This window comes from Bacteroidota bacterium, assembly GCA_016722375.1.
In the GTDB taxonomy this organism is placed as follows: Bacteria; Bacteroidota; Bacteroidia; order Chitinophagales; family LD1; genus Bog-950.
The window spans coordinates 253458-268281 of the sequence record JADKJG010000006.1 but is presented as its reverse complement, the minus strand read 5'-3'; the positions used below and the strand labels follow the sequence as shown (position 1 = coordinate 268281).

At 43.5% G+C, this 14824-nt stretch carries 15 protein-coding genes and 2 pseudogenes; 7 read left to right on the top strand and 10 right to left on the bottom strand.

Features of this window, described 5'->3' with window-relative positions; genetic code table 11:
* Positions 1-134 precede the first annotated feature (134 nt).
* From IPP77_10400 to IPP77_10385, 4 genes are all read right to left on the bottom strand, one after another.
* The gene (locus tag IPP77_10400) at positions 135-329 is read right to left on the bottom strand and encodes a hypothetical protein (GenBank protein ID MBL0310062.1); all 195 of its coding nucleotides are present in this window, start codon (positions 327-329) and stop codon (positions 135-137) included.
* A gap of 6 nt (positions 330-335) precedes the next feature.
* Positions 336-602, bottom strand: a complete 267-nt coding sequence (locus tag IPP77_10395) for a type II toxin-antitoxin system RelE/ParE family toxin (protein ID MBL0310061.1) — start codon at positions 600-602, stop codon at positions 336-338.
* Positions 599-811: a hypothetical protein gene (locus IPP77_10390; protein ID MBL0310060.1), complete on the bottom strand. Its 213-nt coding sequence runs from the start codon at positions 809-811 to the stop codon at positions 599-601. Before IPP77_10390 ends, IPP77_10395 begins: the two co-directional genes overlap by 4 nt.
* 203 nt (positions 812-1014) lie before the next feature.
* A complete protein-coding gene (locus IPP77_10385) occupies positions 1015-1971 on the bottom strand; it encodes a hypothetical protein (protein ID MBL0310059.1) in 957 nt (318 codons plus the stop codon).
* Between the two features lie 323 nt (positions 1972-2294).
* Between IPP77_10385 and IPP77_10380 the strand changes: the two genes are divergently transcribed.
* The 6 genes and pseudogenes from IPP77_10380 to IPP77_10355 all read left to right on the top strand — a co-directional run bounded on the left by IPP77_10380 (position 2295) and on the right by IPP77_10355 (position 6586).
* The gene (locus IPP77_10380; GenBank protein MBL0310058.1) at positions 2295-2657 is read left to right on the top strand and encodes a helix-turn-helix transcriptional regulator; all 363 of its coding nucleotides are present in this window, start codon (positions 2295-2297) and stop codon (positions 2655-2657) included.
* 66 nt (positions 2658-2723) lie between these two features.
* Positions 2724-3185, top strand: coding sequence for a hypothetical protein (locus tag IPP77_10375; GenBank protein MBL0310057.1), 462 nt, complete (start codon positions 2724-2726; stop codon positions 3183-3185).
* Positions 3186-3928: 743 nt separating this feature from the next.
* Positions 3929-4033, top strand: a pseudogene (locus tag IPP77_10370) (collagen-like protein).
* A 508-nt stretch (positions 4034-4541) separates the two neighbouring features.
* The gene (locus IPP77_10365; protein MBL0310056.1) at positions 4542-5420 is read left to right on the top strand and encodes a flippase-like domain-containing protein; all 879 of its coding nucleotides are present in this window, start codon (positions 4542-4544) and stop codon (positions 5418-5420) included.
* Entirely contained in the window at positions 5410-5850 is a 441-nt protein-coding gene (locus IPP77_10360) for a nucleoside deaminase (protein ID MBL0310055.1), read from the top strand. Before IPP77_10365 ends, IPP77_10360 begins: the two co-directional genes overlap by 11 nt.
* 115 nt (positions 5851-5965) lie before the next feature.
* Positions 5966-6586: a superoxide dismutase gene (locus IPP77_10355; protein MBL0310054.1), complete on the top strand. Its 621-nt coding sequence runs from the start codon at positions 5966-5968 to the stop codon at positions 6584-6586.
* A 74-nt stretch (positions 6587-6660) separates the two neighbouring features.
* Here the strand turns inward: IPP77_10355 and glmS are convergent, their stop codons facing one another.
* The 3 genes from glmS to IPP77_10340 form a co-directional block, all read right to left on the bottom strand.
* Positions 6661-8496, bottom strand: coding sequence for a glutamine--fructose-6-phosphate transaminase (isomerizing) (glmS, locus tag IPP77_10350; protein ID MBL0310053.1), 1836 nt, complete (start codon positions 8494-8496; stop codon positions 6661-6663).
* A gap of 5 nt (positions 8497-8501) precedes the next feature.
* Entirely contained in the window at positions 8502-9698 is a 1197-nt protein-coding gene (locus tag IPP77_10345; protein MBL0310052.1) for a DUF4270 family protein, read from the bottom strand.
* A 150-nt stretch (positions 9699-9848) separates the two neighbouring features.
* Positions 9849-10664 (bottom strand): glycogen/starch synthase, encoded by an 816-nt coding sequence (locus tag IPP77_10340; GenBank protein ID MBL0310051.1) that lies wholly within the window; start codon positions 10662-10664, stop codon positions 9849-9851.
* A 122-nt stretch (positions 10665-10786) separates the two neighbouring features.
* Between IPP77_10340 and IPP77_10335 the strand changes: the two genes are divergently transcribed.
* Entirely contained in the window at positions 10787-11635 is an 849-nt protein-coding gene (locus IPP77_10335) for a pantoate--beta-alanine ligase (protein MBL0310050.1), read from the top strand.
* A gap of 18 nt (positions 11636-11653) precedes the next feature.
* Here the strand turns inward: IPP77_10335 and IPP77_10330 are convergent, their stop codons facing one another.
* From IPP77_10330 to IPP77_10320, 3 genes and pseudogenes are all read right to left on the bottom strand, one after another.
* Positions 11654-12793: an acyl-CoA dehydrogenase gene (locus tag IPP77_10330; protein ID MBL0310049.1), complete on the bottom strand. Its 1140-nt coding sequence runs from the start codon at positions 12791-12793 to the stop codon at positions 11654-11656.
* A 156-nt stretch (positions 12794-12949) separates the two neighbouring features.
* Positions 12950-13535 (bottom strand): annotated as a pseudogene (locus IPP77_10325) (cytochrome b/b6 domain-containing protein).
* A 140-nt stretch (positions 13536-13675) separates the two neighbouring features.
* The gene (locus IPP77_10320) at positions 13676-14374 is read right to left on the bottom strand and encodes a hypothetical protein (protein MBL0310048.1); all 699 of its coding nucleotides are present in this window, start codon (positions 14372-14374) and stop codon (positions 13676-13678) included.
* Between the last annotated feature and the right edge of the window lie 450 nt (positions 14375-14824).

Genomic DNA, 14824 nt, shown 5'->3' with positions numbered 1-14824 from the left:
ATAGCTATGCGAGTGCCGGAGGACCTCGGAGAAGATTGGAAGGATGCTTCTTTAGAAGAATAGGAGCATAAAGTTGGGCAATGATTATTACCGGAAATATATCGGCTTCACTCAGCAACGGCACTGAAAGATCGTCAGTGAAAAACCGAAACATCAAACTTGCAAACCGAACAATGGTTATGGTCATTGGCATGCAAATGGTTTTCGCAGTGTTCATGTTCGGCATGATGAGTAAACAGGTAGTGTACTTCATGAAAACTGACCGTAGTCATTACCACCAAAGTGAAGGATAGCGACAGACAAAGACGAAATATGGAAAGGCGTTTCATGAGTGATTAGGGAAAATAATTGTAGATGTCTTTGCGGTGCATAAACCGAAGCAAGATAAGTTTATCCTTATCCTGAAGCAGTCCAAGCCGATAGTTGCCAATACGAATCCGATAGTAACTGCCTTTGGTTTGCATTCTTTTGAGGTGGCGCAGACCAGACAGTGATTTACAGTTTTCCAGTTCATCTATTACGGCACTTATCTGAGCAGCAAGCTTCGCATCAGTGACTTTTTCAATATCCTTTTCAAAAGACCTCTGAACTTCTACCTTCATTTGCCGGAGGCAATTTTTGCGAGACGTGCTTTTACTTTGTTCAAACTTCCTTTCCCACTGACCTCCGCTTCTTTCAAAGCACTGATAAACGCTAAGTCCTCCATCTCGTCAGCAGAAAGTGTTGCCGCTTCTTTCTTCATCCGCTTGAGCAGACTTAGAAAAAAAGCTGTTTCATCTTTAGATTTTGAAGGGATTAAAATGTATTCCATTTCTTTTTTCAATTAATAATACGAAGTTAAGGAATTTTCAATGTTAGAGATTGAAATCAAAAAAGCCCCCACGTTCCATCATCAGTGCCTTTTGTTTTGATTGGATTATTTGCAAACTTAAACCAGTGGCGCATACAATCAAAAAAAACCTTCCAAGTCTTAAAGACCTGGAAGGTTTGCAAACAGCAAACAAAAAGCAAAGCCTATGGCTGCGGAATAATCTTCACCCGCCATTTGCCCGATTGGGCGCTCTGATTAAAAACAGTCAGCTTATTTTTTGTAATCAGGTATCCGGCATCGAGGGCAGTTTTCTGAATGCTGGCGCCCGGTGCCACTTCGGTGGTCACGCCATCCGAAACGGCCAAGGGACTTGAAGCAAAATAAAATACCATCAGGCTGCTGATGCCGGTGTTGGCAAATTCCAGCACCGTGTCTTCCGAAATCTGGCCGGCGGCAAACGTGGCATTGCGAATCGAATCCGGATCCAGATTGCCGCGGCGCACTTTCGAGCTTCCGCCGCCCGAATCATCAATAGACCGGGCGCTTTTATACTGGTCATACATATTCTCATCAATCGTAGCAAAGGTGGACAGATAAATATCCAGCGTTTTAAGAAGGTTGTCGGTCTTTTCCATCAGCCGGTCCACATCCTTGCCCGCCGCTATACGCACCCCCTGTTTCGATTTTGGCAACTGTATGTGGCTGAAATACTCATCCATCTTGGTGCCGAGGTCCGTTACATCGGCAGGGCCGCTGTTGAACGCCGACAGGCTGGCACTCAAAGGTTCAGCGACATCGAACAAGCGCTTGGCCGCCGCAAACATGTCATTATCTCGCAGCGCCTCCAGTTCCGAAGGCCTGTAGTCCGTGAGCCGCAGCGAACCGGTGCTGCCGATGCTGGCCCAATAGCTGCTCAAGGCCCGCGCTACTTTGAGCACCAGCTCTTCCAAATCCGAACGCTCGGAGCTTTTTTGTTCCGTGAAACAGGTGTCATCTTCGGTGGCGACGATATCGGCATCTATTATGTCGTCAATATTATCGTTCAGCGTGGTCTCCAAGCCCGCAATCTGTGTCACACTCGCCAGGGCGGCGGCAAAGGTGAAGAGAAATGCTTTCACCTTTTCATACATCCCTAATTTATCTTCCTGATGGTTTTCCATATTTCCTTGTTTTTTATTTAAAACCAAAAATATATGGTTGAACGGAGCAAAAAGAAAACTTTGAGTTATAAATCTCCTGCATTATCGGATATACCTCCCGCTTTGACAGAAACACCTCCCTATTTATCTGAAAGATGGCCTATCCTATTAGAAGGATAGCCTGTATGATAGGAAATACATCCCATCATGTCTTAACCACCTCCTCAAAATAAGTTTATACCTCCTGAAAGCTCGGATGAACATCCTATGTAGGATTTCAGAAAACATCCATTCGTTTTAAAATTACCCCTCGAAACAATTACTTAAACCCTAAACCCATTTTTATGTTCGTTTTAAAAATCAGAGAACTACTCGCCGCGCGCGACCTTAGCCACCCGCACCCGGCACTCACCACTATCGGCATTCCACATTCCAGTGCCACCCGCCTTTTGAACAAAAAAGTGAAACAAGTGAACATGAAACACCTCGAACTGATTTGCATCCATTATCACTGCACCCCCAACGACATTTTCTATTGGGAACCCGACAGCAAAGCCTGGGACATACCCAACCATCCGCTCCAAAAACTGCGCACCAAAAAGTTTCCCAACCTCATCGCCGAAATACGCCAAATGCCATTAGAAGATTTAGAGGCCATCCAAAAAATAATTGAAGAAAAAAGAAGCAGAAGGGGAATTGAGCGATGATTTCTTCAACCTTCCAAGTCTTTAAGACTTGGAAGGTTTTTTATTTTTACTCATAAACGAATTGTTATGAATAAACCCATCCGCCCCGAGAAGATTGCAGAACGGCTCAAATTCTTTGGATATAAATATTCCATTGACGAAAACACAGATCAGTTTATCCTGAAGTCCACCCCCGCACCGGGAGCTACTTTGACCATTTACATGCCGCTTTTCAGCGTACTCAAAGTAAATTTTGAAGAACATAAAGTGACCATGAAAGGACATAACCAGTTTATTGGTAAAGGCCGTACTTTGGAAACCCAATTCTATTTAAACAGCGCTTTTATTTGTCTCTTTATATACCTTTTTAAAGACAGGTTAGCCCCCGTCATATACGTTTTGGTTCCCTATGGGCTGCTCATTCTCCGCAACATTATTTGCCATATAAAGATGGAAGCAATGAAAACAATCATTCATCAATGGATTGAAAGGGATTCTGAAAACTATTGGGAAGAATCGGTGAATACCGTTACCACGCCCGTCGTTTGATTTTACGTGGCGAGAACGGTACTTGTTCCCGCCGGATAGCTTGTCCCGAATATGTAGCGCTTCCATCCCTCCGAGAGATGGAAGCGCTTTTATCGAAACCTTCCAAGTCTCCAAGACTTGGAAGGTTTATTTTGTATGACCTTCAAAAGATTTTGGACTCCTTTATTTGAACGGACTAACGGACTACAGCTATTCGCAAAAAGATGTGAAACAATATTACATCCAAGTACGAAAAGGTTGTAGCTTTAAACTCGAAATACCGGCATGCTGTTTGGATGCTGTGTGTTTGATAACACGGTAGTAAACAAAAAATCATTCACCTAAATTCTAAAATCATGAAAAAGACAATGATCAATTTGATTATCCCGCTTTTGTTGGCAGGAGAAATGTTGAGTGCACAAGTTCCGCAAGCGATTAATTATCAAGCCGTTGCCCGCGATGCGAATGGAACAGTAGTATCTGAGAAGAAACTTATTATGCGTTTTACGGTGGAATCAGATATTTCGCCGGGTACACCCGTCTATCGCGAAAGAGATACGGTTATCACCAATCAGTTTGGATTGTTTAGCTCGTTTATTGGCAGAGGAACCGTTGAAATGGGAAACTTCAGCGCTATAGATTGGGCGAGCGGAGAGAAATTCCTGCTGGTAGAAATGGATAAAGAAATGGATGGAGTGTACGTCAATCTGGGAGCCTCTCAACTGCTCAGTGTTCCCTTTGCGCTCTACGCCGCTAATGCTTCTGCCGGAGCAACCGGACCGGCAGGACCGACCGGTCCCACAGGGGCAGATGGAGTGGGTATGACTGGCCCTATCGGTGCGATCGGTGCTGCGGCAGATGGTTCTACGGTGGTCTTCAACGTAGATCAATCAAACAATACAGCCTATTTGATTGGAAACGCACCGGACTACGTCTCTGGCTCTAATGCAAATCCTACCTTGATTTTGCACCGAGGGTTTACCTATGTGTTTAATAATATTTCTACCGGTAATCCATTTCGTATATCAAGCACCAATACTTTTCCCGGCACTCCATTCAATGTAGGGGTCACCAATCAGGATGCCGATAACTCATCGTTGACATTTAAAGTGCCGATGGATGCGCCTACTACCTTATATTATCGTTGTACCAATCATTCGCCGATGATAGGAGTCATTCAAATTCCATAAGGGTTTTTAAACTCGAAGGGTCAACCTTCCAAGTCTTGAAGACTTGGAAGGTTTTTTATTTCGGATAACACCAAACAGAATCTGCTGTTCTTTATTTTCGGGTAACATTTTCGCTTATGTTTAGCGCGTGAAATTTTTCCGGCAACCGCGCATCGTTTGGGCATTCAAATGGATGATATTTTTCCTGATGACATGGCTCATTGCCGATCGCTTGTTCATTCGAGGAAATTTCAAAACAGAGTTTGCGGGGTTCTTGCAGCATCTGCATTCAGACAACTATCCTTTTTTCATCGCGGCTCTTTTGCTGGTGGCGGTCAACTGGTTTTTGGAAACATACAAGTGGAAAATATTGCTGCAATCGGGACAGTCTTTTGTTTCACTCTTCAAAGCGGTACTGGCCGGAGTGACGCTGGGTTTCATCACTCCCGGTCGCGGTGGCGAGTTTGTAGGCCGCGCCATGTATCTGGAAGGCGATAATCAACCCAAGGCGTTTTACCTTAGCGTGATTGGCGGGCTGGCACAGGCAGCAGCCACGCTCGTGGCGGCTTCGCTCTTGCTTCGTCTTTGGCGCGATGACTCTTTTCTTTATGCGCTCGTTACCGGAGCTGCGTTGATATTTCTGCTTTTTTATTTCCGCTATGATTGGTTCAATCGTTTTATCAGTTCCAACTCTTTTCTGCAAAGTCGTGGATGGGTGTTGCAGAGAATTCACGTGCCTAAATTCTTCACCCAATTGAAGGTCTTTTTTCTTTCGCTTCTTCGCTTTACGGTTTACCTCCATCAATATGTCCTGTTGCTTGTTTTCTTCGGTTCCGACAGCGACTTGGTCACACTCTCTGCCTGCACAGCCGTCTTTCTTTTGTTCCAGACCTTCTCACCGCTGATGCCGCTACTCGACCTCAGTTTCCGAGGCGGCACAGCACTCTATGTATTTTCCGAAAGCGATGAAAACCAGTTGGTGGTGTTAAGTGCAGTTACCTTTGTATGGCTGATGAACCTGGTGCTGCCGGCTTTGTTGGGCTATTTATTTATTTTACGAAAAAGAATTTCAACCGATGCCCTTTGACCATAGTTATTACATGAAGCTGGCGCTGAAAGAAGCCGTCCGTGCAGGAGAAGAAGATGAGGTTCCGGTGGGAGCTTTAGTAATTTGCAATGACAAAATTATCGGCAAAGGTTATAATCAAACAGAAAAGTTACGCGACGTGACAGCTCATGCCGAAATGATTGCCATTACCGCTGCATCGAATTATCTCGGCAGTAAGTTTTTGGAAGAATGTACTTTATATGTCACACTCGAACCCTGCTTGATGTGCGCCGCCGCTTTGAAATGGGCGCGAATCGGTAAGCTGGTTTATGGAGCAAAAGATCCCAAAGCGGGTTACAGTTTAATAGAAGGAAAGGTGCTTCACCCGAAAACCGAGGTGGTTCATAAAGTATTGGGAGAGGAATGTGGTATATTGTTAACAGAGTTTTTCAGAAAAAAGCGCAAATGAATTATCTATCCTGCTCGAAACATTTTATTTTTGGCATCTCAATATCATAAGGATTTACTCCTCTTTTATGATGAAACCTTTAATCTCTTTTTTTTAACTCTAAAATTTAGAAACCATGGCTTTTACCTTACCTGCCTTACCTTATGCGTACAACGCACTCGAACCACATATTGATGCCCGCACGATGGAGATCCATCACGACAAGCACCACAAAGCTTATGTTACCAATCTGAATACTGCTCTGGCAGGTACAGAATGGGAGAATAAATCTATAGATGAAGTCGTAAAAAATGTTTCTAAGCTATCGGTTGCCGTGCGCAACAACGGCGGTGGTCATTGGAATCATTCGATGTTCTGGCAGGTTATGGCACCACATAATGAATCTACCGGCTCTCCTATGGGTTCATTGGGCGATGCTATGAACAGCACTTTTGGTTCTTACGATAAATTTAAGGAAGAATTCAGCAAAGCAGCCGCTACTCGGTTTGGCTCTGGATGGGCTTGGCTTTGTGTTACATCAAAGGGACTTGAAATCTGCTCTACGGCAAATCAGGACAATCCTTTGATGGATATTGAAAGTGCGCGTGGTTGTGGAGGCACTCCAATCCTCGGTATTGATGTTTGGGAACATGCTTATTACCTGAACTACCAAAATCGTCGCCCTGATTATGTAAGCGCTTTCTACAACGTTATCAACTGGAGCGAAGTAGCAAGACGTTTTGCGGCTACGAAATAGACTGAAAATGTGAATGGGACAAGGGACAAGTGAGAAGGTTATCCTTCACTTGTCCCATGTCCCATTTTTGCGTTTTACTCTACCGTAACGCTCTTGGCTAAGTTTCTCGGCTGGTCCACATTGCATCCGCGAAGCACGGCGACATGGTATGAGAGAAGTTGTAAAGGGATAGTGGTGAGCAAAGGCTCTAAATATTCTTTGGTTTCAGGAACTTCAATAACAAAGTCGGCCATATTGCGCACCTTGTTATCTCCTTCGGTAACGATGGCAATAATTCTTCCTTTACGCGCTTTCACCTCCTGAATATTGCTAATGACCTTTTCGTAGATGTTGCTGTGGGTTGCAATGACAACTACCGGCATGGCTTCGTCAATCAAGGCAATGGGCCCATGCTTCATCTCTGCAGCAGGATACCCTTCGGCATGGATATAAGAAATCTCTTTCAGCTTCAGCGCGCCTTCCAAGGCAACCGGAAAGCCATATCCCCGACCGAGGTAAAGCACATTATGTGAATTGACAAATGTTTTAGCTAATTCGATTATCTGCGGTTCACAAGCTAAGGTCCGCGCCACTTTATCAGGAATGGCCTCAAGTTCAGCAAAGGCATTCCTCAATTCCTGTTTAGTAACCCGTCCTTTCAATTGCGCAAAACCAAATGCCCAGAGAGCAAGTACTGCTACCTGCGAAGTGAAGGCCTTAGTTGATGCTACACCGATTTCAGGCCCGGCATGGGTATAGGCTCCGGCATGAGAAGCACGTGGAATAGAAGAGCCGACCACATTACACAAGCCAAAAATAGTGGCTCCTTTTTCTTTGGCGAGTTCAATAGCCGCCAGCGTATCGGCCGTTTCTCCTGATTGTGAAATAGCAATGACCAAATCATCCTCGCCAATTACCGGATTCCGATACCGGAACTCGGAGGCATATTCCACCTCCACCGGTATGCGGGCAATATCTTCAAATAGATATTCACCTACCAACCCGGCATGCCAAGAGGTGCCACAACCCACTATGATGATGCGTTTGAGGTTTTTGATTTTTGATTCGTATTCTTTAAGGCTGCGCATAGCGAATAGCCCGGTTGCCGGGTCAAAGCGTCCGCGCAAAGAATCATAGATGGAACGAGGCTGCTCATGAATTTCTTTCAGCATGAAATGCTCATAGCCGCCTTTCTCAATCGCCTCCAGATTCATTTCCAGTTTCTGGATGTAAGGAATGCGCTCTATATTGTCAATGGTCTTCACGCTTAGTTTGCCATCGCGTATGAAAGCAATCTCGCCATCTTCCAGATAAGTAACGTCTTTGGTGTATTCGATAATGGGAGTAGCATCTGAAGCCATGAAGAATTCATCTTCGCCAATCCCGACTACTAGTGGCGAACCTTTGCGTGCTCCAATCAGTTGGGTAGGGTCATTTTTAGAAATGACGACAATAGCATAAGCTCCGATAACTTCATGCAAAGCCAGACGCACAGCCTCCTCAAGTGGGACATTTGTATTTTTCTGAACATCCTCAATGAGATGTACCAGTATCTCGGTATCTGTGTCGCTCAAGAATATATGTCCGCGGTTGGTCAGTTCTTCTTTGAGGGTGCCATAGTTCTCGATGATGCCGTTGTGAATGATGGCGATATCTCCACTTTGAGAAAGATGAGGATGTGAATTCACATCATTCGGTTCGCCATGAGTGGCCCATCTGGTATGCCCCATGCCGAGATGGCCGGATACATTTTTTGATTCCGTAACCGCTTCAAGGTCAGCGACCTTCCCCTTACACTTATAAATATTGAGTTCTCCGTTTAACAAAGCAACCCCGGCACTATCATAGCCTCGGTATTCCAGTCGTTTTAATCCTTTAATTAAAATAGGATATGCCTCACGAGGACCAACATAAGCAACGATACCACACATATAAATTATAGTTTAGTATAAGTAACGATCAAAGTTACGCTATATTTTTTATCGGTTGAAGAATTGGAAATCACCAATCTTTCAGAAGTAGTTTCGGCAGAAAGTGTTTGTAAGAAAAAGCCGTTGTTATGATAAACACCCTTTATCAATTTCTGAAAATATTTGCGGATATTGAACCGGTAGCGAATAATGCTTACTCCGTCAACGATTTCTGATACACTGGTTCCCCCAAAGCTATTGAGTGCATCGTCCTCTAACTTCTGAGGCTGACCAGCATCATCTATCCTGAAAAGATCAAGAAGCAATGGCCCAGGATATGCAGTATCGGAGGGGCTTCGTGACAATACCAGTTCGGCTTTATTAATCGCAATATTATCGGGAAGACTATCGAGATTAGAAATATTAATGCGCCCTCGTACTCCGGCCCCGGATTGAATATACATCAGTTCCTCACCCGCCGGGTTTGGTGAAGTAACTGACGAATTAACGGCAGTGCCGGTATAGATATTGTCGAAATGGTTAAAACGGGCACCCGAAAGTGGAATATCATATACCAATGAGTCGGCACTACTATTTTGATAGTACAGACTAATCTTTGAAAAAGTAGAACGAGGATCAAAATATATCAAGCCATTGCCACCACCAGGAGCGGTAGCCGTGATATAGAAACCTTTGAACAGATTAAGAAAGGTATTGTTGTCTTGAAGATCTGCCGGATTGGCTAAAAGAATCTTATTGCCGAGCGCGGAAGATAAAGTTACTCGAAGATGAGCTGGTAATGCGCCACCTATTTCATAAACACTATCCGTCAGATTAGGAATGAAATTAGAAACCTGCCCGATAGCGGGAAGATAGACACCAAACGCATCATTGGTTTTATAAGGGACCGAATCAAAAATACTTTGGTTCATTTCAAATACGCTGACATTTACCGGCTGGTCGAAAGCACCATACTTGTTGTTGTATTTGAGCGTAAGCACAATAGAATCAAGAATTGGATTCTCTCCAAAGGTGACATTGTTGGTTAGCAGTCGGCATTGAGCGTAAAAACTCGCATACGTTCGCCCGAATTTAGGATCCTTGATATCTCCTAAAACCGTAGTGGTGACCCCACTGGAAACCAAGGGCGGCACCCATTCTGAAAATACGGACACAGCCAGCGTATCTCGCCTTAGGTTAAGGTCATCATCATTAGTCAACAAATCTTTATCTTCTATACCAGGTTCTTTGCAGCCCTGTAAATAAAATAAGCACCAACAGAGAACTGCTGGTGCTATAAAGAGATATCTAAGATGTTTCAGACTAAGACTACGGATGAACACCGCGCAAATAAAAGAATAATAGCCGAACGCTTAATTAGCTAAGATGGTCTGATAGAAACGCCCAAGCAGAATCATCGGATCTTCCTCTTTGCTATCCATTTTGAGGACTTTCTTGCCTTTGGTTTTTTTAACGTAGCTGGAAACCTCTTCATCTACCAAATCATTGAGCAACAAGGCATCTGCAAACCGTGAACCGGCAATGTGCAGACTCGTGTTGTCGCCAGCTTTGAAATACTCGATGTGCTTTTTAGAGATGTCGTCACTGATAGCAAGTTTCTTAGTGAAATCCTGCTTCATTTTTTCTTTGAATTCATTTCTGCCAATAGAATAAACCACTTTAGTGTTTGCAAATACGGGGTCGTCCTTATAAGTAGTTTTGATATATAGAGGAATCAAACTGGTCATCCAGCCAAAGCAATGAATGATGTCGGGCCCCCAACCAAACTTACGAACCGTTTCCAAACATCCTTTACAGAAGAAAATCATTCGATCCGAGTTATCGTCGAAGAACTTATTGTTTTCGTCGTGAAAAAGAAGTTTGCGTTTGAAGAAATCTTCATTATCTAGAAAATATACCTGCAAGCGGGCTCCGGGTAAGGAAGCCACTTTAATCACCAATGGATAATCCTCATCATCTATAATCACATTAATACCCGAAAGACGAACTACTTCATGCAACCGATGGCGACGCTCGTTAATCGTACCAAACTTAGGCATCAGCACCCGAATCTCCATGCCTTGCTCCTGAACGAACTTGGGTAGCTCATTGGCAATCTTTGCAGCCTCAGTCAAGGCTACATAGGGATCCATTTCCTGAGTAATAATCAGAATCTTCTTCTTTTCCATATTATTGTTTGTTTTATTTGTTGATTTAAAGGACCGTCTAAATGAAACGGAGTGCAAAGATAATAACAAAAATCCGAAAGAACCCCAACAAAGTGCAATCAAAATTGTTAAAGCACGCTGAAATGCAGGTTTTTGAAACGGTCTCAGAACTGCAAATTTACCTTAAAGCAGCCCAAAAGTCGGGGAAGACCATTGGCTTTGTTCCCACTATGGGAGCCCTGCATGACGGACACCTTTCTTTGATAGATACAGCTCGAAGCACAGCGGATATCACCCTTTGCAGCATTTTTGTCAACCCAACCCAGTTTAATGATATAGAGGACTTCCTGAAATATCCTGAAATGAACCAGAAAGACCTAGCCCTGCTTCATAAGGCCTCCTGCAATGTTGTTTTTCTTCCCTCTGTTCCCGAAATCTACCCCGACGGCACCAAGAAAAGACAAAAGAGAAACTTTGGCTTTTTGGCGAAGACCCTCGAAGAAGAGTTTCGTCCCGGTCATTTTAATGGGATGGTGCAGGTCGTAGAACGCCTCTTGCAAATCGTTCAGCCCGATTTTCTTTTCATGGGCCAGAAGGACTATCAGCAACAACTGATAGTGGCAGATTTAATAGGGCTAATGAAGATTAAAACAAAGTTGGTCGTCTGCCCTATAGTTCGCGAAAAAGATGGACTGGCTATGAGCTCGCGAAACGCGCGCCTCAGCCGCCCCAAAAGAAAACTTGCTACCGAAATCTCTAAGACACTGAATAGAGTGAAAGCGCTGTTCGACGAGAATGACTTGTCCATTTCCAAACTGCAATTTTGGGGCGGGAAACATTTGAGTCATTGCCACAACATTGCTGTCGAATATTTTGAAATCCGCAACGCCCGCACTTTAAAGCCCGCGAAAAGCCGCCGCGAAAAACTTATCGCCCTTGTAGCGGTACGTATAGGCAACGTCCGCCTGATTGATAATCTGCTTCTGAATTGAAAATAGGCGGAGGAAAGCCTAAGCCAGCACTCCTCTCGAAATAACTATCCGTTGCACTTCCGAAGTGCCTTCATATATCTGCGTGATTTTAGCATCGCGCATCAAACGCTCCACGTGATATTCTTTCACATAACCATAACCACCATGAACCTGCACCGCTTCTACGGTGGTCTTCATCGCCGTCTCCGAAGCAAATACTTTTGCCATAGCCGAAGCCTGATCATAATTCTTCCCCTGATCTTTTAATAGAGCCGCTTTATAAACCAGCAAACGCGCCGCTTCAATTTCCGTCGCCATATCTGCCAGCTTAAAGGCGATGGCCTGATGGTTAAAAATCTCTGTGCCAAACGCTTTGCGCTGTTTTGAATATTCAAGCGACAACTCGTAAGCGCCAGCGGCTATACCCAAGGCTTGAGCCGCAATACCAATTCTTCCACCGCTCAAAGTCTTCATCGCAAACTTGAACCCGAATCCATCTTCACCGATTCGGTTTTCCTTGGGCACTTTCACATCATTAAACAACAACGTATGTGTGTCTGATGCGCGAATTCCCAGCTTCTCTTCCTTCTTACTAATCTCAAACCCCTTCATCCCTCTTTCCACAATCAAAGCATTAATGCCTTTGTGGCCCTTTTCCGGGTGAGTTTGCGCAATCACCAAATAAACCGAAGCCGAACTTCCATTCGTGATCCAGTTCTTTGTTCCGTTCAACAAATAATAATCGCCTTTATCTTCCGCAGTCGTTTTTTGTGAAGTAGCATCGCTGCCCGCTTCCGGTTCGCTCAAACAAAAAGCGCCAATCTTTTCGCCTTTTGCCAAAGGCACCAAATACTTTTTCTTTTGCTCCTCCGTGCCAAAGGCTTCAAGACCCCAGCACACCAGCGAATTGTTCACACTCATCAACACCGAGCACGAAGCATCCACCTTCGAGATTTCCTCCATCGCCAACACATAACTAATCGTATCCATGCCGCCGCCGCCATACTCCGGCGAAACCATCATGCCCAAAAAGCCCAGTTCGCCCATCTTCTTCACCTGCTCCTCTGGAAACTTCATCAGGTTGTCGCGCTCAATCACGCCCGGCTTACATTCATTTTGTGCAAAATCACGCGCCGCCTGGCGAATCATCAGTTGTTCTTCGGTCAAAGAGAAATTCATGTGCAGTTTTTTGTATTGTGCCGCGAATATAAAACAGATGCAGACAAGCGCAAGGTTGAATTTACCATCAGGCAATTTGTTCATCGCCCAAATCATTCATTAGAAAAATATTTTGGGAAAAGGACTCTGCGCTAAGCTAGTTTACTCTTTTCATATTTAAACGCTATGATCAGAGCCGCTGATTATTCTTGAAACAATTCCTTTTGGGTCTGTAAATTCTGCGATTAATATACCTGCCAAATGGATGATGATAAACGGCACGATATAGTAAATGCCAAGTGCATGGATTTCTTCCATAGGCTCTCGGAGAGACTTCGGACCAAACTTTATCAATAATCCGGTTACTAACGAAATAACGATACATACATAGAGGATAATGTAAATCCACCTTTGAAATTTTATTTTGGTGGATATACCCGCAGCTAATGGATTTTGAAATTCCATTTCTCCGAAAAACGGAAGGGCGAAACGAATGCTGAGTAATCCGACCAAAATATAGCCGATATAAATATGCCAGTTCCACATCGGTTCTCGAATTTTCTTGGCCATTGCAATTACTTGGTCTTGCGATAAAGATTGACCTGCTCCTTTCAAATACTCTTGCATGATATCCGCCATATTATTCTTATTCAGCCAAGTTAATCGCAGAAAGATGGTGTTTAGCAATAGTAAAAAATGATATAGCTATTGCCCAATGAACAATCCGATATACGGTAGAATACTTTGTCGTAGTCGTTTCCATAATGTTTAATTTTTAGCTTGTTGAAGAATAACTCAATTTTGAGTGCTGTGTTTTTTCAGATTTCAACTTCCGCCCACCTGCAGAGTTTCCCTTTGCGAAGCATTGGGGACCCTATGGGAGGAGAAGAATTAATCATCGCTTTAGTCCTTTTCTTTGTGGTGTTTCTTGTCTGACTTAATATAGTCCTTCACTTTATTGACATCATTTTGATTCATTTCTTGCTTCCCTCTCATATCTATCCGGATATCATGTTCATCACCGCTACGGTGACAAGAAGCACAATCAGAAAAATTGGAAATACCATGCTTCTGATGTTTACTAATGATTTTATTTTCAGAATGTTCGTGGCAACCATAGCAGGTGTAAGAGCTGAAATTATTATTGGTATGGCAGGTGATACATTCTGCATTGTGGTCTTTATCTAGAATAAAATAGGATGAATGGTCGAAGGTAGAAGGCTTCCATTTGCTTGTTGAGTGGCACTTATCACAATTGTCTTGCAACAATTGATGAAAGGAATCGGTAGGTTTCTGATGACAAGAAGTGCAGTTAGTTTTATCTACTCCTGTAATCATGTCATGATTAAACATTCCTGTAGACTTCCAACTGTTTGTGTTATGGCAACTGTTGCAAGAGGTGGAGAGTTGGTCATGCAGTTTATCCACTGGTTTGCCATGACAACTGTTGCAGTTTATTTTCATGTCAGCCGAAAGAAGGTCGTGGTCGAAATGCTTAATTGACTTTTGTGGATGTAATCCATTATGATCTGAATGACAACTAGTGCATTCCTCATTTTTCAGTTTACTGTGAAATAGGACCATCCCTTCGTTTACTGCCAAATTATTTTTTGAAGAATCCCTTAGAAGCTGTTTGGATTTATTAATCGTAAATTAATATTTCCCACAGGACTCGCAGAAACTCGTAGATTTTGGTTCCTTTTCTGCGAAAATCAGTGAGTTCTACGAAAGATTTTCATTCTAAAAAACTTTCTGACACAAATCCAAACAGCTTCTTAGGGTTAATATGATATTCGTCAATCTTCATGTTATATTTTGGTCAAAAGTATTGCTCATAACATCTATTCCCCACCATAAATCTAAAAAAACCTGCGGCAAGCCAACCGTTATATGGCAGATATACGCAAGTTTAGGTTTTGCCAAGCCACCCGGCTGATACCTATATATAGTATGACACAGTTTAGTGAACAGTCCCGGATTTCATTATAACAAAGAGGCTTTTCTCTCTAACATACATAGATTTCTCACTGGAAAAGAGAGGTTTCCTACTAG